This is a genomic window from Sphingosinicella microcystinivorans (assembly GCF_027941835.1).
Lineage (GTDB): Bacteria > Pseudomonadota > Alphaproteobacteria > Sphingomonadales > Sphingomonadaceae > Sphingosinicella.
Map to the genome: position 1 here is coordinate 4,234,305 of NZ_CP116005.1, position 19,399 is coordinate 4,253,703.

Annotated in this window: 14 protein-coding genes and 4 pseudogenes; 9 read left to right on the forward strand and 9 right to left on the reverse strand. The window is 60.9% G+C overall.

Annotation, left to right across the window (positions count from 1 at the left end; genetic code table 11):
• Window positions 1-16: 16 nt before the first annotated feature.
• Window positions 17-1,366 carry an MFS transporter gene (locus PE061_RS20450; RefSeq protein WP_271256980.1) on the reverse strand — a complete coding sequence of 450 codons (1,350 nt, stop codon included), beginning with the start codon at window positions 1,364-1,366 and terminating at the stop codon, window positions 17-19.
• A gap of 429 nt (window positions 1,367-1,795) precedes the next feature.
• Window positions 1,796-1,951: pseudogene (locus tag PE061_RS20455) on the reverse strand (IS110 family transposase); the annotation flags it as partial.
• 106 nt (window positions 1,952-2,057) lie between these two features.
• On the opposite strand from PE061_RS20455, the gene PE061_RS20460 reads away from it, so the two are divergent.
• From PE061_RS20460 to PE061_RS21705, 3 genes and pseudogenes are all read left to right on the forward strand, one after another.
• Window positions 2,058-3,229 (forward strand): IS3 family transposase gene (locus PE061_RS20460; protein ID WP_271256981.1). Its coding sequence is split into 2 segments (ribosomal slippage): window positions 2,058-2,310 and window positions 2,310-3,229, totalling 1,173 coding nucleotides; the frame shifts between segments, so codons are not numbered across the junction.
• A 53-nt stretch (window positions 3,230-3,282) separates the two neighbouring features.
• Window positions 3,283-3,711: pseudogene (locus PE061_RS20465) on the forward strand (IS5 family transposase); the annotation flags it as partial.
• Between the two features lie 100 nt (window positions 3,712-3,811).
• Window positions 3,812-4,138, forward strand: a complete 327-nt coding sequence (locus PE061_RS21705) for a cupin domain-containing protein (RefSeq protein ID WP_336297009.1) — start codon at window positions 3,812-3,814, stop codon at window positions 4,136-4,138.
• 294 nt (window positions 4,139-4,432) lie between these two features.
• On the opposite strand, the gene istB (PE061_RS20480) is transcribed toward PE061_RS21705, so the two are convergent.
• Entirely contained in the window at window positions 4,433-5,215 is a 783-nt protein-coding gene (gene istB, locus PE061_RS20480) for an IS21-like element helper ATPase IstB (RefSeq protein ID WP_271256982.1), read from the reverse strand.
• Window positions 5,205-6,729 (reverse strand): annotated as a pseudogene (gene istA / locus PE061_RS20485) (IS21 family transposase). The gene istB (PE061_RS20480) and the pseudogene istA (PE061_RS20485) overlap by 11 nt, the downstream one beginning before the upstream one ends.
• Window positions 6,730-6,883: 154 nt before the next feature.
• Here istA (PE061_RS20485) and istA (PE061_RS20490) point away from each other — a divergent pair.
• From istA (PE061_RS20490) to PE061_RS20500, 3 genes and pseudogenes are all read left to right on the forward strand, one after another.
• The gene (gene istA, locus PE061_RS20490; RefSeq protein ID WP_021238707.1) at window positions 6,884-8,398 is read left to right on the forward strand and encodes an IS21 family transposase; all 1,515 of its coding nucleotides are present in this window, start codon (window positions 6,884-6,886) and stop codon (window positions 8,396-8,398) included.
• The gene (istB, locus tag PE061_RS20495; RefSeq protein ID WP_031304487.1) at window positions 8,385-9,113 is read left to right on the forward strand and encodes an IS21-like element helper ATPase IstB; all 729 of its coding nucleotides are present in this window, start codon (window positions 8,385-8,387) and stop codon (window positions 9,111-9,113) included. The genes istA (PE061_RS20490) and istB (PE061_RS20495) overlap by 14 nt, the downstream gene beginning before the upstream one ends.
• Before the next feature lie 590 nt (window positions 9,114-9,703).
• A pseudogene (locus tag PE061_RS20500) lies at window positions 9,704-10,168 on the forward strand (transposase); the annotation flags it as partial.
• Between the two features lie 253 nt (window positions 10,169-10,421).
• Here the strand turns inward: PE061_RS20500 and PE061_RS20505 are convergent.
• The 5 genes from PE061_RS20505 to PE061_RS20525 all read right to left on the reverse strand — a co-directional run bounded on the left by PE061_RS20505 (window position 10,422) and on the right by PE061_RS20525 (window position 17,588).
• A complete protein-coding gene (locus PE061_RS20505; RefSeq protein ID WP_271256983.1) occupies window positions 10,422-11,405 on the reverse strand; it encodes a zinc-dependent alcohol dehydrogenase family protein in 984 nt (327 codons plus the stop codon).
• 71 nt (window positions 11,406-11,476) lie between these two features.
• Window positions 11,477-12,730 (reverse strand): metal-dependent hydrolase family protein, encoded by a 1,254-nt coding sequence (locus PE061_RS20510; RefSeq protein ID WP_271256984.1) that lies wholly within the window; start codon window positions 12,728-12,730, stop codon window positions 11,477-11,479.
• An 8-nt stretch (window positions 12,731-12,738) separates the two neighbouring features.
• The gene (locus PE061_RS20515; RefSeq protein ID WP_271256985.1) at window positions 12,739-14,427 is read right to left on the reverse strand and encodes a hydantoinase B/oxoprolinase family protein; all 1,689 of its coding nucleotides are present in this window, start codon (window positions 14,425-14,427) and stop codon (window positions 12,739-12,741) included.
• An 11-nt stretch (window positions 14,428-14,438) separates the two neighbouring features.
• Window positions 14,439-16,508 carry a hydantoinase/oxoprolinase family protein gene (locus tag PE061_RS20520; protein ID WP_271256986.1) on the reverse strand — a complete coding sequence of 690 codons (2,070 nt, stop codon included), beginning with the start codon at window positions 16,506-16,508 and terminating at the stop codon, window positions 14,439-14,441.
• 267 nt (window positions 16,509-16,775) lie between these two features.
• Window positions 16,776-17,588, reverse strand: coding sequence for an aspartate/glutamate racemase family protein (locus PE061_RS20525; protein WP_271256987.1), 813 nt, complete (start codon window positions 17,586-17,588; stop codon window positions 16,776-16,778).
• A 94-nt stretch (window positions 17,589-17,682) separates the two neighbouring features.
• Here PE061_RS20525 and PE061_RS20530 point away from each other — a divergent pair, with 94 nt between their 5' ends.
• The 3 genes from PE061_RS20530 to PE061_RS20540 all read left to right on the forward strand — a co-directional run bounded on the left by PE061_RS20530 (window position 17,683) and on the right by PE061_RS20540 (window position 19,261).
• On the forward strand, window positions 17,683-18,153 hold the full coding sequence (locus PE061_RS20530) for an ATP-binding protein (protein ID WP_271256988.1): 471 nt from the start codon (window positions 17,683-17,685) through the stop codon (window positions 18,151-18,153).
• A 251-nt stretch (window positions 18,154-18,404) separates the two neighbouring features.
• The gene (locus tag PE061_RS20535; protein ID WP_271256989.1) at window positions 18,405-18,710 is read left to right on the forward strand and encodes a DUF1778 domain-containing protein; all 306 of its coding nucleotides are present in this window, start codon (window positions 18,405-18,407) and stop codon (window positions 18,708-18,710) included.
• Window positions 18,707-19,261: a GNAT family N-acetyltransferase gene (locus PE061_RS20540; RefSeq protein ID WP_271256990.1), complete on the forward strand. Its 555-nt coding sequence runs from the start codon at window positions 18,707-18,709 to the stop codon at window positions 19,259-19,261. The genes PE061_RS20535 and PE061_RS20540 overlap by 4 nt, the downstream gene beginning before the upstream one ends.
• Window positions 19,262-19,399 lie beyond the last annotated feature (138 nt).

Sequence of the window (19,399 nt, forward strand, 5' to 3'; positions counted from 1 at the left end):
GCGCAGCGCCTGTGCTTCAGTGAAGATCCTCGCCCTCGGTTTCCGGCAGAAACAGCGCCAGGATGACCGTCGCGAACAGGAACATATTGATGAAATTCGCCGTCATGGAGAAGGACGTCGAATGTGCGACCAGGACGCCCACAACAGACGGCGCAACTGTATTGGCGAGACGCTGCGCCATGACGCCCCAGCTATAGCCGATAACTCGCACGCCAGTCGGATACAGCTCGCCGATCCACGTATCCCATACGCCCCACGCGCCCAGGCTGAAGAAAGCGAGCAGGAAATTGCAGAGATAGAGCGCCTCGACCGAGGTCGCGTTGGCGAAGCCGAAACCAGCGACCGCGGACAGCGCGACATAGGCGATCATGACCTTCTTGCGCCCATAGCGTCCGGTGAGAAAGGATGCCGAAATATAGCCGGGGATCATGCAGACCGCCGACAGGGCGATGAAGCTGTAGCTCTCCGGAAGACTCAGTCCGCGCTGCGCCAAAAGGGTCGGCAGCCATGTCTGCAGGCCCCAATAGCCCCATGAGAAGGAGAAGTTGATAAGGACCTGCAGGATGGTCGTACCACGAAGCTTCTTATTGAATATCGCAGCCGTCGAACCACGTTGCACCTCCTCGACTGCAAGGGTCTGCAGCGCGGGGATGACGATCTTATTGCCGCTCAGCTTCGCGATGACATCTTTTGCTTCGGATTGTCGCCCTGCCCCCGCGAGCCAGTAGGGCGATTCCGGAACCCAGCGCCAGACCACGACAGCCCAAAGACTGGCAAGAGCACTGAAGGCGATGATCCAGCGCCAGCCGAATGGCGAAAAAACAGTGACGACGCCGAGCGCCATGAGCATCCCGATCGGCCAACCGGACGCCAGATAGACTGTATACTTTCCCCGAACCTTGACGGGTAACAGCTCCTCGAACAACGGGAAGGTTGTAACGAACATGCCGGCTGCTGCCACGCCAGCCAGAAGCTGGATGACGTAAAGCATCATATAAGACACTGAAAAGGCGCCGACCAATGAGATCGCGCCGAATGAAAGCAGGCTGAAGATGATGGATTTTTTGCGACCTAACCTGTCGCAGACCGGGCCCCACAACAAAGATCCGATTGTCATCCCTATGAAGATCGAGCCGATCAGCGCCCCAACTTCCACGGGTCCGAGGTTGAAATCGCGCGAGATCAAGGGTGAAGTGTAGACCATGATCATCATCTCCCACGCATCGATGGCGAAGACCATGAAGAGGGCCAATCCGGCCTTGAGATGCTCTATGGTAAGCGGAACGTCCTCGAATATTCTGCCAACCGCCACGGCTTTCGCCTGACCTGCCGGTTCCGATTGACTGTTCATCATGCTGTTCGACACTGGCGTCCGCTCACTCATTTATTTGCCTCACCAATTTGCAGGCTGCGTCGTCGAATTGATCCTGGGAGTGGATTGCCGACTATGGTCCGACGGCATAGGTCGACGTCGGCGGAGGGGCGTGTCTCATTTTTCTAACTCCCCCGCGCTGGCGGCTCTTGCTGAAGCTAGCACCTTCCAAACTGGCCCCCAGAGGAAGGCCACGCAGCCATTGATCATCCCTACAGGGCGAGACGATGCCAGCACGATTCAGTGTAGGTGTTGGGAAATCACTCGATCCCGAGCTACCCATCGGAGTAGGCTTCACTCGCTTGCCGCGGGTCTGGTCTTCTGTCACGCGTGTCGCGGGTGAGCGGCTTTGCCGCCCACCTCCACGACGCGCGGAAGCAGATGGGTTCACCGCTGGATCAAGACCGAGATCGCACGCAGTGCCACCAGCGCCCGGCCCATGTGATGCGCACCACAGCACGCTTCCATCGCGACGACACACGGATCGAGAGTCGCTGCAAACGTGATGACCGTCGCACGACGCATCCGCCGCCGAACAGTAACCTTGCCGGTCGCATCCAGCCCGACCACGCTCCTCAAACGATCTGCTGTTGTTAGACAACAACCGTTGGATAAGGGGTGACGTGACCCCCTGATTTTCCTCCAGTGTTGATTAGAGTCCGGCCTTGATGGAAGGACGGACGAGATGAAGAGAACGAGGTTTACGGAAGAGCAGATCATCGGCGTGCTGAAGGAGGCCGAGGCGGGCGCGAAGACTGCGGACCTGGCCCGGCGGCACGGTGTGTCGGAAGCGACGATCTACAACTGGAAGTCGAAGTATGGCGGGCTGGAGATATCCGAGGCACGGCGACTGAAGGAGCTCGAGAGCGAGAACGCGAAGCTTAAGCGGCTGCTGGCCGATGCGATGCTCGACCAGGCTGCGTTGAAGGATCTCCTGTCAAAAAAGTTCTGACGCCCGCCGCCAAGCGGGAAGCTGTGGCTCATCTCCAGGCCTGCCACGGGATGAGCGAACGGCGGGCGTGTCGTGTCATCAATGCCGATCGCAAGAGCGTGCGTTACCGTTCCACGCGGGACGATGATGCCGGTCTGCGTGAGAAGCTGCGCGAGCTGGCCAACCAGCGTCGCCGGTTCGGCTATCGCCGTCTGCACATCCTGCTGCACCGGGAGGGCGTGATGATCAACCGCAAGAAGACCCAGCGTATCTACCAGGAGGAAGGGCTCGGGGTCAGACGACGACGCAGCCGCAGGCGTGCTGTCGGGACCCGAGCACCTGCTCCGGTGCTGGCGCTGCCGAACCAGCGCTGGAGCCTCGACTTTGTCCATGATCAGATGGCGTCTGGCAGGCGGTTCCGCGTGCTCAACGTGGTCGATGACGTGACCCGGGAGTGCCTGGCAGCGGTGCCCGACACCTCGATCTCGGGGCGCCGTGTCGTGCGCGAGCTGACCGAGTTGATCGCCCGGCGTGGCAAGCCCGGCATGATCGTCAGCGACAACGGAACCGAGCTCACCAGTAATGCTGTGCTGGCATGGTGCGGGGAGATCGGCGTGGAGTGGCATTACATCGCTCCGGGAAGACCAATGCAGAACGGCTACGTCGAGAGCTTCAACGGAAGGATGCGCGATGAACTGCTCAACGAGACGCTGTTCATGAGCCTCGCCCATGCCAGGGTCGAGATCGCTGCTTGGGTGGATGATTACAACCGGGAGAGACCACACTCATCCCTTGGCTACGCAACCCCGGCGGCGTTCGCCGCCGAACTGGATAAGCAATGGCCTGCTTCGCTCCGCCCTACGGGCTCCGCTACGCAGGCCATTGCTTCAACCGCGCTCATGCGCAACAAAGCAGCTGGGCTCTAATCCCGGCTGGTGGAAACCAGGGGGTCACGTCAGGGGCAAGCCATCCATAAAGGGGGCGCCAGACCCAGGCGATCGGTCGCTCGCGCGGGGGCTGGACTACCAAAATCCACGCCCTGACCGATGTGCTGGGCCGCCCCTACGCCCTCATGCTGACCGCCGGCAATGTCAGCGACGTGAAGGCGGCTCCGGCACTGCTCGAACGCGCCGGTCCCATGCGCTACCTGCTCGGCGACAAGGGATACGACGCCAACCGCCTGCGTAAGTCCCTGCGCGAAAACGGCACCAGTCCCGTCATCCCCGGGCGCCGCAACCGCAAACGCGCCATCCGCTATGATCAGCAGCGCTACCAGGAGCGCCACCTCATCGAAAATGCCTTCTGCCGGATCAAGGACGTCCGCCGCGTCGCCACCAGCTACGACAAGCTCGCCAGAAACTTCCTCTCAGCCGTTGCCCTTGCTACAGCCTTGGCATTCTGGCTCTAATTGAGTCTCAACCCTAGCACTACTTTGGCAGAAGTGCATTTTTGAGATTCACAAGAGTCGCTTATCGTGATTCAAGATCGTCAGCGTGTGGAGGCTGGCGATGGCGGATGCGTGGCGGGATGAGCTGACGGAGCGGCTTGGGCCCTTTGTGGGGCTGCTGGGTGATCGGCGCAGGGCGCGGATGTGCCCGGCCTATGTCGAGGGATTGATCGGGCCAGGGGATCGCAAGAGCGTGCAACCTATGGCGATGCGTTTCATCTACATGTTGAGCGGCACGCTGACCTATCGTCATGGCGGCAGCACCTATGAGCTGCGCCCGGGCGATTCGATGCTGTTCGATTCGGGCGCCATGCACGGGCCCGAGCGAATCGGACCGGGGCCGACGACCTATTTGTCGATCATCGCCTACGCGCGCAGCAGCCGCTAAGCAGCCGGGACGCTTCGTCAAACACTGCGTCTACCCGATGGAGTTACTCCCCGGGCCAACTAGATAAGGTCCCGACTAGCCGCCTATCGGGGGTAGAATCCCGGCGAGCGACGGGCCATCGTGACAGGGTAATGAGCCCTGCGCTGAACGGCCCCGAAGCCAGATACCCGCGCATATCCGCTCGAACCAAAGTGTTGAAAAGGAGCGGGCTGTTGATTGTCGCTGAGAAGTGACCCGGGATTTTCACTGAGAAGTGACCCGCCCTGTGGTTATGTTTCGGATATCATGATGGGGTCAAGCTGGGGTTTTCTCCTTTCTGGTTCTGGGCTTTTGGGCCGAGCTGTTTTTGAACCGGAAGCTGTCGTTTCCGGTCTCGAGGATGTGGCAGTGGTGGGTGAGCCGGTCGAGGAGCGCGGTGGTCATCTTGGCATCGCCGAACACGCTGGCCCATTCGCTGAAGCTCAGGTTCGTGGTGATGATGACGCTGGTGCGTTCGTAGAGTTTGCTCAGCAGATGGAACAGTAGCGCGCCGCCTGAAGCACTGAACGGCAAGTAGCCGAGCTCATCGAGGATCACAAGGTCGGAGTGAACGAGCCGATTGGCGATCTGCCCGGCCTTTCCTCCTGCCTTTTCCTGTTCGAGCGCATTGACCAACTCAACCGTCGAGAAGAACCGGACGCGCTTCCTGTGATGTTCGATCGCCTGTACGCCCAGCGCCGTGGCGAGGTGGCTTTTGCCCGTGCCGGGCCCGCCCACCAGCACGACATTGTCCGCATCGTCGATGAACGCGCAGCGATGGAGCTGGCGGACCAGCGCCTCATTCACTTCGCTGCTCGCGAAGTCGAAGCCTGCCAGGTCGCGATAGGCGGGGAACCGCGCGACACCCAGCTGATAGGCTATCGAGCGCACCTCCCGCTCGGCAGTCTCGGCTTTCAGGAGCTGGGAGAGGATCGGGACCGCCGCCTCGAACGCAGGCGCGCCCTGTTCCATAAGATCGGTGACCGCCTGCGCCATGCCGTGCATCTTGAGGCTGCGCAGCATGACCACGATAGCGCCGCTGGCGGGATCATGACGCATGGCGGTTCTCCCGGCGCAGCGCATCATAGCGCTCCACATTGGCCATCGGCTCGCTCACCAGCCTGAGCGCCTGCGGCGCCGTCACCGGCGGTGTCATGATCGGCTTTGCGTCGATCAGCCGGTGCCGCAGGCCCCCGGATATGGGTCTTGGTTGGAACGCCGGCTTCCAGCGCCATCGCAACCGCTCTCAGCACGGCGTCTTCGTCATGATGAAGCACCAGGGCGAGGATCTCGACGATCTCCCGATCACCGCCTGCTGTACGCAGCAGATGGCGTTGAAGCTGCTGGAACGCATCAGGCAGATCGAGGAACGGTGCGCCGTTACGCAGCGCTCCGGGCTTGCGTTGCACCACCGCCAGATAATGGCGCCAGTCGTAGACCGTGCGCCCGGGACCATCGTGTGACCGATCGATGATACGCTGATGCGCGCACAGGATCTGACCTTCGGCCACCACGAGGAAGCGATCGGGGTAAACGCGCAGGCTGACGGGCCGATTGGCGAACGAGGCCGGCACACTGTAGCGGTTGCGTTCAAAGTGCACGAGGCAGGTCGGTGAGACCCGCTTGCCATAGTCTACAAAGCCGTCGAACGGTCGCCCCACCGCCATAAGGCTTTCCACCTCATCGGCCCACGCATCAGCCACCGAGCCCGGTTCGATGCCGTGCGGTATATCCTGCCACAACGCCTTGCAGCGCGCCTTCAGCCACAGGTTGAGCTCCTCGAGCGTCTCGGCCTGCGGTGTCGGTTGCCACAGCCGATGCCGCGCATCCTGAACATTCTTCTCGACCTGGCTCTTCTCCCAGCCCGCTGCCGGATTGCAGAACTCAGCTTCGAACAGATAGTGACTCACCATCGTCAGGAAGCGGGTGTTGACGTTGCGCACCTTGCCGCGTCCGACCTTGTCGACCGCAGTGCGCATATTGTCGTAAATACCCCGGCGCGGAACGCCGCCCAGCACACGGAACGCGTGATTATGGGCGTCGAACAGCATCTCATGGGTCTGCAGCCGATAGGCCCGCAAAAGGAACGCGCGGCTGTAGCTGAGCTTGAAGTGCGCCACCTGCAGCTTCGTGCGCACACCATCGATAATCGCCCAGTCCTCGCTCCAGTCGAACTGGAACGCCTCGCCCGGCGCAAACGACAGCGGCACATAGGTCCCTTTGCCGCTCATCTGCTGCTGACGGCGATAATCTTCGTGCCAGTCCCGCGCAAAGGCCGCCACGCGGCCATAAGAACCGTCGAAGCCCAGGCTCACCAGATCAGCATGCAACTGCTTGATCGTCCGCTTCTGCTTGCGCGGCCGTCCCATCTCGCGCCGCAGCCAGACCGACAAGCGCTCAGCAAACGGGTCGAGCTTGCTCGGCCGTTCCGGCACCTTGAATCGAGGCTCCACCGTGTCCGATCGCAAATACTTGCGGATCGTATTGCGGGAGAGGCCGGTACGCTTCGCTATCTCCCGGATCGATAGCTGGTCGCGAAAATACCAGCGACGAATAAAGCTCAATAACGCCATGTCCAACACTCCTTGACCCCTCGCTCGTCAAAGCCAGGGTGAGGATCAGCGTGCAATAGGCACCCCCTTCGTGGGGTGATCGGCGTGCAAAAAGGACCCCTTCATCCCGGGGATTTAGTCGGCCGACTGGTTTTGATCAGTTGGCGAGAACGGGATGTTGATCGTGGAGACAGTGGTTCGGATTCGGCGTGAGCATGCAGCGGGTAAGGCGATCAAGGCGATCGCTCGTGACCTTCGTTTGTCGCGGAAGGTCGTCCGCAAAGCGATCCGGTCGCCGGAGGCGGCGTTCAACTATCAGCGCAAAGTCCAGCCGCTGCCGCGGATCGGTCCTTATCAGGATCGTCTCGATGCGCTGCTTGAGGAGAACGAAGGTCGCGGCCGCCGCGATCGGCTACGGATGACGCGTATCCATGACCTGCTGGTGCGCGAGGGGTTCGATGGATCCTATGATGCGGTGCGCCGCTATGCGGCGCGCTGGCGTGCTGCGCGGCGGAAGGATGCTGGCGAAGGCGCACCGGCGTTCATCCCGATGACCTTCCAGCCGGGTGAGGCCTACCAGTTCGACTGGAGCCACGAGGATGTGGAGATCGCCGGCAAGCCGATGCGGGTGAAGGTGGCGCATATGCGTCTCTGCGACTCGCGCGCACCCTATGTCCGGGCCTATCCGCGCGAGGGCCAGGAGATGCTGTTCGATGCCCATGCCCGGGCGTTCGCGTTCTTCGGCGGTGTGCCGCGACGCGGTATCTACGATAATATGAAGACGGCGGTGACGGCCGTGTTCACCGGCAAGGAGCGTGTGTTCAACCGCCGCTTCCTGATCATGACCGATCATTACATGGTCGAGCCGACCGCCTGCTCGCCGGCGGCGGGATGGGAGAAGGGCCAGGTCGAGCAGCAGGTCCAGACGATCCGAGGCCGCTTCTTCCAGCCGCGACTCCGGTTCGCCAGCCTGGCCGAGCTCAACGGGTGGCTGGAGGCCGAGTGCCGGCGCTGGGCCGAGCATCATGCCCATCCCGAACGCGGGGATATTACCGTCGCCGAGGCGCTGGATATGGAGCGACCGGCCCTGCAGCCGATCCTGGCACCGTTCGACGGCTTCCATGAGAGCGAGCATGCCGTCACCGGCACCTGCCTCATCAGCTTCGATCGCAACCGCTACTCGGTCATGTCGACGGCCGCACGCCGGACCGTTCAGGTGCGCTCCTATGCCGATCGCATCGTCATACGCTGCGGCGATGCGATCGTCGGGGAGCATGAGCGCCACTTCGGTCGGAACCGCACGATATACGATCCCTGGCATTATCTGCCGGTCCTCGCGCACAAGCCCGGCGCGCTGCGTAACGGCGCACCGTTCCAGGACTGGGATCTGCCGCCCGCCCTGCACCGATTACGGCGAAGGCTCGGCACCGGGGACGAGGCCGATCGCAGGTTCGTGCGGGTCCTCTCGGCGGTGCTCACCGATGGCCTGGAGCCGGTAGAGGCTGCCGTGCGCGAAGCGTTGGCGAACGGAACGGCCAGCGACGAGCTGATCCTCAACATCCTCTCCCGGCGCCGCGAGCCGGCGACACCCCACAGCATCGTCACTTCGGAAGACCGGATGCTGCAGCATCCTCCGCTCGCCGACTGTGCCCGCTATGATCTGCTGCGAGGCTATGATGCAGCGGCATGATATGATCGACACGATGCGCGGCCTCGGACTCAAGGGCATGGCGGCGGCGTTCGACGAGGCGGTCACCACCGGCCTCCAGCGCAAGCGCACCACCATGGAGATACTGACCGACCTGCTCCGTGCTGAGGCGACCCACCGGGATGCAGCCTCCATCCGCTATCGGATGACGGCTGCGAGGCTGCCCGTGGTGAAGGACCTGGAGCGGTTCAGCTTCGAGGGCACACCGATCAATGAGGAGATGATCCGCTCCCTTCACGATGGCTCCTTCCTCCCGCCTCGCCGCAATATCGTGCTGGTCGGCGGCACGGGGACAGGCAAGACCCACCTCGCCATCGCGATCACCGCCAATGTCGTGCGAAGGGGCGCTCGCGCCCGCTACTTCAACACCGTCGATCTGGTGACACGCCTCGAAGAGGAGACCCGGATCGGCAAAGGCGGGACCCTGGCGGCGCAGCTGTCGCGGCTCGACCTGATCGTGCTCGACGAGCTCGGTTATCTGCCGTTCGCCCGCTCGGGAGGGCAGTTGCTGTTCCACCTCATCAGCAAGCTTTATGAGCGGACCAGCGTCATCATCACCACGAACCTCGCCTTCGGCGAATGGCCGACCGTGTTCGGCGATCCCAAGATGACCACGGCGCTGCTCGACCGCGTCACCCACCACTGCGATATCGTCGAGACGGGCAACGACAGCTGGCGCTTCAAAAACCGCAGCTGACAGCCACCTTCGGCGCCTTCAAAAATCTATCTTGCGCTGCGCGCGCCTCCGGTCGGGCTACGCCCGCCCTCCGCCGCACGCAGCGCAAGGCCATCTTCAACAAACCAGCATCATATTATCCGAAAAGGGGGTCCCTCTTCGACGCCGATCGGGGGTCCCTTTTGAACGCCGTTTGACAGCCAGGGGGAAGTTCAACATGGGTCAATTCTCAGTGGAAATTTATGCCCGCCCCGGGTCACTTCTCAGCGACAATCAACAATCAATCCAAGACGAGGCCCACGCTCCGTAAATCTACGCCGTGAATTGTGCCAAATGTTCTGACGACGGACACCGTAGAAAACCTTTGCTTCTTCATCGACGTACCTCCTCAAAAAAGGAAAAATCCGTCGGAAAAACTAACTTTGCAACTGGACCACTCTCGCCGTGTCACCTCACATCGGCGTCGACGACGCAGTCGTGCGACGTTTCCATAGACAGGTCGATTCCGGCGTAGTGCTTCATGGCTGCTTCCTTCCTTCAGGTCCGACAACCAGAAGGTGCGCCGCGCAGCCGGCCCGAGGAAGCAGCCACAAATTACACGATGACTCATAGGTCTGCTCCGCGCCCGCGAAGGTCTTGTTGACGGGATCAGGCAGCTGGATCGTCAGCTCAAAATGATCAGCGTATCCTCGCCTGCCTGCCAGGCCCTGATGAGCATCCCTGGCGTGGGCGTGCAAACCTCCGCTGCGTTCGCGGCCGCTGTCGACGACGCGAGCCGGTTCAAGCGATCGCGAACAGCGGGCGCCTACTTCGGGCTCGTTCCCCGACGGCACCAGTCGGGCGAGCTCGACTGGACAGGTCGCATCACCAAGCAGGGTGACAGCACAGTCCGCAAGCTCCTCTACGAGGCGGCCAACTCGATCCTGACGCGCACCCGCCAGAGCTTCGCGCTGAAGACCTGGGCACTCAAGATCGCCAAGCGACGTGGGCTGCGAAAGGCCCGCGTTGCGCTCGCTCGCCGGCTCGCCGTCATCATGCATGCCATGCTGCGCGACGGGACCTTGTTCGAAGCTTGAGATGCGATAGTATCCAGATGCCAGCGGTGATGCTCTCCAGCTAACCCGATGGCAGTGTCCCGCGAGGGAACGCAGGGACGGACGATCTGCGAAGGTTACCGGATGGGCTACCAAGCCCGCTTCGAGTCAATTCAACGTCCGACCTTGTAAGACCCGATACAGCACCACCGTCCTCCGGGACGGCGAGTGCGGACAGATCCTTGAAACCCTCAAGTGACAACCGCCGAGCTTCTGCAAATTACAGATCCTGTCCCTAGAAAACGTCCTTCGAAACCTCGACGACGATCTTCCCCATCTGCACGTTGCTTTCCATATAATTATAAGCGCCGACCGTATCGTCGAAAGGGAATATTCTGTCGACGTGAGGACGCAGCTTGCCGCTACGCAGGCCTTGGAGCACGACGTCCTTGCCGCGCGCCAGCTGATCGGGCTTGTTCACATGATTGAACATCGAGAAGGGATGGACGATCGCGGACTTTCGCACCATCGGCGCGACCGGCACTTTGAAATCGTCGCCCGAAAGCAGGCCATAAGGGAGGATGATCGCGTCCTGATCGAGGGCATCGACGTAGCTGGCCAGGAAATCGCCTCCGATCGGATCGAATGAAAGTCGCACACCCTTGCCGCCGGTGATCTCCATGATGCTGTCCCGGACATTATCGCTGTCGGTAACGATGACGTGATCGGCGCCCGATTCCAGAAGCCGGGCTTTCTTCTTATAGTTGCGGCTAGTGGCAATCGCCGTCGCGCCATACATTTTTATGATCTGCAGCGCACCGAGGCCTGCGCTGCTGCTCGCGGCCGGCACGAGAACATAATCGTCCTCGGTCATGCGCCCGACTTCGACGAGAGCAAAATAAGCCGTCAGATATTGCATCCAGGCCGAGCATCCCTCGTGCGCGTCGACACCGTCCGGCCAGGCGACCAGAAACTCCTCGGGGACGATCGCATATTCGCCCTGCACGCCGTGCCGCGTCGTGTGGAAAGGGATGGATGAGACGCGATCGCCTGGTTTGAATTGAGACACGCCGCTGCCCACGGCGTCGACGACCCCGGTCGCCTCGGATCCGATGCGCGCCGGCAGAACAGGCAAGGTGTAATGCTGCCCTCGCATGAACAACAAATCGGCACGATTGAGCGCGAACGAAGCCACCTGGAACCGGACTTCTCCGGGGCCTGGCGCTTCGAGGTCGACATCAACAAGCTGCAAAACTTCGGGATCGCCGATTCTGTCCAAGCGCACTATTCTGGGCATGTTTCTGTTTCCCTTGTGGAGTTTTCCCGCTTCATGCGCGGGCCAGATCGTGACTATGAGAGTTCGGAAAGCCGGTTCTTGTGGAAGTGGCCATCCTTCATGATCGCAAGCAGGTGCTGGCCCTGCCCCTGAAGCAATTGCAGATCGGCGAGCGGATTGCCGTCGACGACCAAAATGTCTGCCACTGCTCCAGGCGCAATCACGCCGAGTTTCCCCTCCCGACGGACGATCTCCGCATTCACACGGGTCGCCGAGGCGATGACCTCATGCGGCTTTTCGACCTGAGCGCGCAAAAGAAATTCGCGCGACTGATAGTCGTGGGTAATGCCAAGCAAATCCGTGCCGAATCCCATCTTCACCCCTGCGGCACGACAGATTTCGAGCGAGTTCATGCCGGCGCGGCGTACGACTGCGAGCTTTTCGAGCATCGCCTGACTGAGGCCAAGCTTTTCGCCAAGTTCGTCCAGCGCATCATATGTGACAAGCGTCGGCACCACATAGGCGCCAGCCGCGGCGACCGACTCCGCGGCCCCCTTGTCGATCAGATTGGCGTGTTCGATCGTCCGCGCCCCGCAATGGACGGCGTGGCTGATCGCCTCCGGCGTGTAGGCGTGGGCCAGGACATAGGTGCCCCAGCGCGCAGCCTCATCCACGGCGGCGCGCAATTCTTCGGCCGAATATTGGCAACCTTCGAGAGGATCGTTCGGGGAGGACACGCCGCCCGACACCATGACCTTTATCTGGTCAGCGCCCTTGCGCATCTCATCCCGCACTGCATGGATGATCTCGTCGACGCCGTCCGCGACACGGGAGGTCATATGCAGAGCATGGCTGCAGCTGCACGGCATCATCGTGGAATCCGTCCGGCGTCGGAAATCGCCATGCCCGCCGGTCTGGCTCAAGGCCTTGCCGGAGATGAACAGGCGCGGGCCCGGTATGGAACGGCTGGCGACCGCCTCCTTCAGGCCCCAATCGCTTCCCGCCGCATCACGAATCGTGGTGAAGCCACGGTCCAGCATGCCGCGCATCACCACCGTTGCCCGGATCGCATTCAGAGTCTGCGGAATTTCCTCAAGCGACATAACGCGCATGTCGGTCAAGGTCGGATGGGCATGACAATCGATCAGGCCCGGCATGATCGTGCGGCCCTTCAGATCAAAGGTCTGCGCACCATCGGCCGTGATTCTGGTGTCCGAGACTTCACGGATGATATTGCCCTCGACGAGGACGTCGACCGGTCCTTTCGGATCAGACGACGTCCCGTCGACAAGTGCCCCGTTCCGGAAGAGAACAAGCTGCTCGGCCATGGCTCGGCTCACCCGGCCGCCTGGACGTCGAGACCGTAGATCGTGCGGGCTTGCTCGGCCGTCACATAACCGTTCTTGACGTCCTCCAGCACCTTGTTGCGCGAGCGACGAAGCGGATCGCCAACACCCCCGCCATTGCCGGTAGCGACACGGATGACGTCATCCTTGTTTACCTGCAAACCGGAGCAAGTCGTATGGACCTCTTCGGTGCCATCGCTGCGGATGATCTTGATGTAATTGCCCGAACCGCCACGGCCGCCATCCATACCCCAAGACGGATATTTGGAGCGCGAATACATCGCCGTGAGCCACCAATTGTCGTCGCGGATGCGGTAATCGAGATAGATCCCCTTGCCGCCGCGATATTCACCTTCGCCGCCCGCTTCGGGGTTCAGCGCATATTGATCGATCATCACGCCGTTGCGGGCTTCGTTGATCTCGGCGGGGCAGTTGAACGTATCGCCGTGGAAGCCGGTATATTGCGCATTTTCTCCGTCAGCGTCGCTCGAAGCGCCCCAGCCACCGATTTCCGGCTCGATGAAGCTGTGCATCTTGTGACTGTCGGGATGCATTCCACCGATGATCGTGCCGCAGATCGAGGCATAATGGCCGGCGGACAAGCGCTCGGGCATGACCGGAGCCAGCGCCTTCCAGATGAGATCCATGTAGCGGATGCCGACCTCATAATAGAGACCCATGGCCGCTGGATGCTGCGCATTGCAGATGCTCTTGGGATCGCAGATCACCTTCATCGGGCGGAACGAGCCGGCATTGGCCGGCGTGTCGGGGCTGGTGACCGCCTTGAACACCATCTGAGCGTCGACCACGGTCGAAGCATAGGATGCGTTGAAGGGACCATTGTCCTGGTCCGGATTGCCGCGCAGGTCGACAATGAATTCATCGTCGGTGATCGTCACCTTGACGACGATCTGGCGGTCGTCGTCGAACCGGTCCTCGGCCGTGAACGTGCCCTTCGGCATGCTCTTGAGCGCCTTGCGGCTTATGGCCTCGCCATAGGCCATATATTGGTCGATCGCGTAAACGACGGCGTCCTTCCCATATTTACGGACGAGCTCGAGGATCCGCCTTTCGCCCGCGCGCATCGACGCCACACCAGCCCACAGATCGCCGATCATCGTGTCGGGTTGGCGAACATTGGCCGTGAGAATGTCCATGACCGACTTGATCGGCTCACCGCTCTCGAAAAGCTTGACCTCCGGAAGTTGCAGGCCCTCCTGGAAAATCTCCGTTGCGTTCGGGTCGATCGAGCCCGGTGACATGCCGCCGACGTCCACCCAGTGCGCCTTGTTGCCGACCCAGGCGATCAGTTCGCCATCGGCGAAGACCGGGAGCATCAAGGTGACGTCGTTCCCGTGGCTGACGCCGCCATGGTGCGGCCGGTTGGTCGCGAAGACGTCGCCCGACAGGATGTCACCTTGCTTGTTGTGCTTGGCGAGGACCGCTTTGATGCCCCAGTCGAGCATACCGACGAACGCGGGAATGCCCGATCCGGAAGAGGCAAGCTCGCCCTTTGCATCCGTTACGCAAACGCCAAAATCCAGCACTTCATAAATGATCGAGCTCATCGCCGTCTTGCGCATGGTCGCAAACATCTCGTCCGAGATTGCCTGGAGCGAGGACTGAATGATCTCGACGGTGATGGGATCAATCGACCCACTATCAATCGAACTGTTCATCTTAGGGCCTTTCACAAAGTGATAACCAGATTGCCGAGTTCGTCGACACGTACATCCTGATCCGGCAGAACGACGGTGGTGCTGCCAGCCTCCTCAATCACGGCCGGACCGGCAAACTCCATTCCCGATTCGAGTCGCTCACGATCGTAAATATCAGCGGTCAGGCGACCCAGGGTGTCATAATCGACCAGGCGAGTTCCTTTATGAGCATTGCTCACAGGCTGTCCTGTCGAAGCCAGTCTCGTGATCGGCGGCTGCTCGATCTTGCCGAAGGCGACAAGATGGTAGTTGATGAGGTGAACCTCATTCGGCAGGCGATAAGTATATTCACGCTCATAGCTGTCATGGAAGCGAGTCTGAATCGCGCCAAGCACGTCGACCGTGATCTTTTCGGCAGGCAGACGAACGCTGACGGTATGCTCCTGGCCCTCGTACCGCATGTTCGCGTAGCGTTCGAACTGAATGTCGTTGCCTACGAAACCGTCCGCCTTGAAGGCCGCGAGCGCATGCTGTTCCATTTCGTTCAACATACGCTCGATCTCTTCCACCGAACCTTCGTTCAGCGGAACCGGACGCGTTCGCAAATAGTCTCTGCGCAGGTCGGACATCAGCATGCCCCAGGCCGAGAATACCGACGCGTTCGCAGGGATGATCACACGCGGGATGTTGAGTTCGGCTGCCAGCGCCGCGGCGTGCATCGCCCCGCCACCGCCGAACGCGATCATGGTGAAGTCGCGGGGATCGTAGCCACGATTGATGGACACGAGCTTCAACGCGTTGACCATATTGTGGTTGGCGATGCGGATGACGCCTCGTGCCGCATCCTCCGCGCTCAGGCCGAGCTTTTGGCCGAGCCGGTCGAACGCCGCGCGGACGCCTGCCATATCGGCCTGGATCTCGCCGCCCAGGAAGTAATCCGGATTTATGCGGCCCGTCATCATATTGGCGTCAGTCGTGGTCGGCTCGGTGCCACCCGCCCCATAAGCGACCGGACCGGGCTGAGCGCCGGCGCTCTTCGGCCCCACATGGAGACGGCCGACATCGTCAATCCAGGCGATAGAGCCGCCACCATTGCCGATTTCGACGATATCAACGACCGGGGTCATGATCGGATAACCGGACGAGGTACCGCTTTTCTCAATCTGATATTTGCTGGTGACTGCAACCCGGCCATCGTCGATCAACGAACATTTCGCAGTCGTACCCCCGATGTCGAGCGCGATGATGTTGGGCTCGCCGATCAAACGTCCGAGCACCGCCGCGCCGAGCACGCCCGATGCGGGGCCTGATTCGACCATCGTAATCGGTGTTTCCTTAGTGGCATCGACAGTGTCGACGCCGCCATTTGACTGCATGATGTACAGCGAGCCGTCAAAGCCGCCTGCATCGAGCTGGGTGGACAGGCTATCGAGATATTTGGCGGCAATCGGCTGAACGTAAGCGGAAAGCACCGCCGTGCTGCTCCGTTCATATTCGCGCCACTCCCGCGAAATCTGGTGCGAAGCCACGACGGACACTTCCGGCCAAGCCGCGGTCACGGCTTCCAGCACGGCTTGCTCATGGGCCGGATTGGCATAAGCGTGAAGCAGCGAGATCGCGATGGCTTGCACGTCTTCCTGCCGGAAATGTGCCAGGATCGGATCGAGTTCTTCGAGCAAGAGCGGCCTGTAGACCTCGCCCTTGTGAGTCATTCGCTCGGTGATCTCCATGCGCAAGTGCCGCGGCACGAACACTTCGGGCTTGCGGTAGCGCAAGTTGAAATAATCGGGCCGGTCACCGCGACCGATTTCGAGAACATCGCGAAAACCGCGCGTCGTGATAAGGGCGGTTTTTACGCCTTTCCGCTCGGTCAGGGCATTGATCACCACGGTGGTTCCGTGGGCGAAAAACTCCACGTCGGCGATATTGATGTCGGCCTTGGTGAGAGTGTTCATCACTCCCTTTTCGAAATTTGGCGGAGTCGTATGGGCTTTCGCCGTGCGTACCGCTTCCAGCCCTCCGGTCTGCGCATCCACTTCGTAATAAACCAGGTCCGTAAAAGTGCCGCCGACGTCAGTCGCCAGCCGAATCTTCTTGCTCATTCCATACCACTCCAACAAATCTGCCCGCATCGAGACGGTGAAAGCGTCCCGATTGAGGGCGACGCGTTCATACGCTCACGAGAAATTGAAATTCAGGCTTGTCCACCAAGCTTACGCTCCCGGAAGATACAAACAATCGCGGTTTCGCCGCGCAAGACATAGGCAGTCGAAGCATCGCTTGTGGCAACGGGCGCATGTTCAACGCCGTTGGAACGTAGATCACGGAGCTCTCCCGCGATGCTCGACCTATAAGATGATTTCCAGCCCTCACCTGATGACGATGCGATTGCCGATCGGCGCCGGCGCATCGAAAATCTTGTAGGCGCGCAGTTCCTCTTCGGGTGGTTGGACCATGCTGCCCTTTCGCGAGGTTTGCCAGCCGAGCTGCTTTTTCAACCCTCCGAGATATTCGGCCATTTTGAACGACGAGAAAACGGCATCGATCACGGGGACGCCGACCGCATTCTGAAGTTCCTGGAAAAAGCCAAACTCCCCGGTGCAGCCGAGGATCAGGCCTTCCGCATGATCCTCGTTGACCGCCAGTTGGGCGGCATCGAGCAGGCGCTGCTCGGTCTTGGCCTTGTCGGCCTGAAAGTCGCGCACGCCAAGCCCGAGCGGCCGCATCGAGGCGAGCCGATCCCCCTGCCCGTAATAACGAACGCGATCAGTCATCTGCTCGATCCAGAAATGCTGGCCAACGAGCACCGAGAAGCGATTGCACAAATTAGTGAGGATCTGCACGGCCGCCTGACACGGCGCGACAACAACCATGTCCCCCGATATCTGACGCGCATCCTCGAGGCCGAGATCGTAGAAGCAGCCGATCGCAAGAGCGTCGAAACCTTCCAGAGATGCTTGCCGCACCACACGCACGAGGTCGGCAATCACCATCGCTTCATAGACGCGATACTCAAGATGAGGGGTATGCACGGGCTGGGCCAGCGAGACCACTTCGAGATGCGTGCGCGGGTCTTTGATCTCCGCGAGCAGCTCAGCGATCGGATCGTCGAAATCCGTATAGCCAAGAGGATTGACCCACATGACCTTAACCGGATCACTCGAATATTTGTAATTCGACACGCCTCTCTCCCCTTAGCTTATGCCCTTCACTTTCAAGCATCGCATCACTGGCGGCAAGCGCGCACTGGGGTAGTTGTTCGACCAATCCGGTTAGATGGTGCAGGTCGTCAGCGCCTCGCACCTATACGTCCGAGTAGGTCGAGACGACATGAACCGCTGTCGATCAGTGTTTCATACGCCCTATTCCCTTAGGCGATTGTGTTGCCGGTCGCGGCACGACGGGACGCTCGACAAGCAGCTGACGCAGCTCGCCCGGCCCAAGCTGCTGATCAACGAGTTGGGCTACCTGCCGTTCGAGGCCAATGCCGCGCACCTGTTCTTCCAGCTGGTATCGCGCCGCTATGAAAAGGGCTCGATCCTGATCACCTCGAATCGCTCGGTCGGGGAATGGGGCGGCGTGTTCCGCGATCCGGTGGTGGCCACCGCGATCCTCGACCGGCTGCTTCACCACTCCGCAGCACTCTCCATCCGCGGCGACAGCTACAGACTTCGCGAAAAGCGTAGGTCCGGCCTTCTGCAGAAGGCCGGACCTACGCTTGAGAACACCGAAACCAACGCGCAATGAGCGGGGTCAGTTCTTCACTTCGCCCAAGGGGTCAAATCGGTTGACACCTGCTCAAAAAGGGATGCGCCAACACGGCGGTGGAGCAGGATTTTCAATGCGGAAAATCGCGCAGCGGGCTCCCGGGGCTTTCAGCCGTCCTGCTCGCCGTGAGAGGCAGAACATCATGCCGCCGCTGCATGTACGCCTCTACGGCGCACATATCTTGAAATGTACGCCGTAGAGGCGTACATGATGCATGAAAGGAGACGGCCATGCTGGGCCACGGCATCACCGACGCGATCGATGAGCGGAGTACGGAACGCATGTCGTTTCGGACCAAGCCGCGCATCAAGGAAACCATCCAGAAAGCCGCGGCGCTCGCGGGCGTGGACGATTCCGTCTTCACGATGAACGCGGCCTACAAGGCTGCCATGGAAACGATTTCCGCGCACGAGCACACGACGCTCCAGCCCGTCGATCATGCAGCTTTCCTTGCAGCGCTCGACCGTCCGGCAGCGCCCTCCGACAGGCTGCGCGCTGCATTCGCACGTCACAGCGAGACGATCGAAAGCCGGTGAGCGGCGAATATGCGGTTGCAAAATGCATCATGGAGCCGCTCCATCCATCAAAGCATGATCGCGCGGCCTTTTCGTGCGGCATCGAACAGGTCGACAATTATTTCAGAAGGACCGCAAACAAGCTCGCGAAAGCCGGCAATACACGCGTTTATGTGCTAACCACACCGGACGGTGGCCTGATCGGATTTTACGCGACCAACGCTCACGCGGTTCACTATGCCGAACTGCCCGACCCGTTCAGACGGGACCGGCCTGGCCACGGCATCATCCCTGCCGCCTATATCTCGATGATCGGCGTCGACAGCAGATATCAGGGCCGGGGCTTTGGCGGCGACCTGCTCGTCGACTGCCTCCGCCGCATCGCAGGCGCTGCCGCCGAGATCGGAATTCGCGTCGTCTTGCTGGACGTGCTCGACTGCGGCAACCCCGCGCGCGTCGAGCAGCGCAAAAGACTTTACACCTCCTACGGCTTTGCTCCGCTTCCGTCGAACGATCTCCGCCTGTACCTGCCGATGTCCGACGTCGACGCGCTGGTGGCGGCGTTCAGCTGACTTGGGATCGGAGACGACGTGCTCGACCTTGGCGACGGCAAAATAGCCGCGCGTCTCGCGAATCTTGGGGGGGGCTCACGACAGATGACCTGCATCCGGAATCCTGGACCGTTTTGAGCTGGAAAATTCCAGTTATGA

What these genes read in the sequence shown, in the direction of transcription:
- PE061_RS21705 (WP_336297009.1), top strand. Translation starts at nt 3,812, where the DNA reads ATGGCGGATGCGTGGCGGGATGAGCTGACGGAGCGGCTTGGGCCCTTT.
- istB (WP_271256982.1), bottom strand. Translation starts at nt 5,215, where the DNA reads ATGCGTCATGATCCCGCCAGCGGCGCTATCGTGGTCATGCTGCGCAGC.
- istA (WP_021238707.1), top strand. Translation starts at nt 6,884, where the DNA reads ATGTTGATCGTGGAGACAGTGGTTCGGATTCGGCGTGAGCATGCAGCG.
- istB (WP_031304487.1), top strand. Translation starts at nt 8,385, where the DNA reads ATGCAGCGGCATGATATGATCGACACGATGCGCGGCCTCGGACTCAAG.
- PE061_RS20510 (WP_271256984.1), bottom strand. Translation starts at nt 12,730, where the DNA reads ATGGCCGAGCAGCTTGTTCTCTTCCGGAACGGGGCACTTGTCGACGGG.
- PE061_RS20515 (WP_271256985.1), bottom strand. Translation starts at nt 14,427, where the DNA reads ATGAACAGTTCGATTGATAGTGGGTCGATTGATCCCATCACCGTCGAG.
- PE061_RS20520 (WP_271256986.1), bottom strand. Translation starts at nt 16,508, where the DNA reads ATGAGCAAGAAGATTCGGCTGGCGACTGACGTCGGCGGCACTTTTACG.
- PE061_RS20530 (WP_271256988.1), top strand. Translation starts at nt 17,683, where the DNA reads ATGGTGCAGGTCGTCAGCGCCTCGCACCTATACGTCCGAGTAGGTCGA.
- PE061_RS20535 (WP_271256989.1), top strand. Translation starts at nt 18,405, where the DNA reads ATGCTGGGCCACGGCATCACCGACGCGATCGATGAGCGGAGTACGGAA.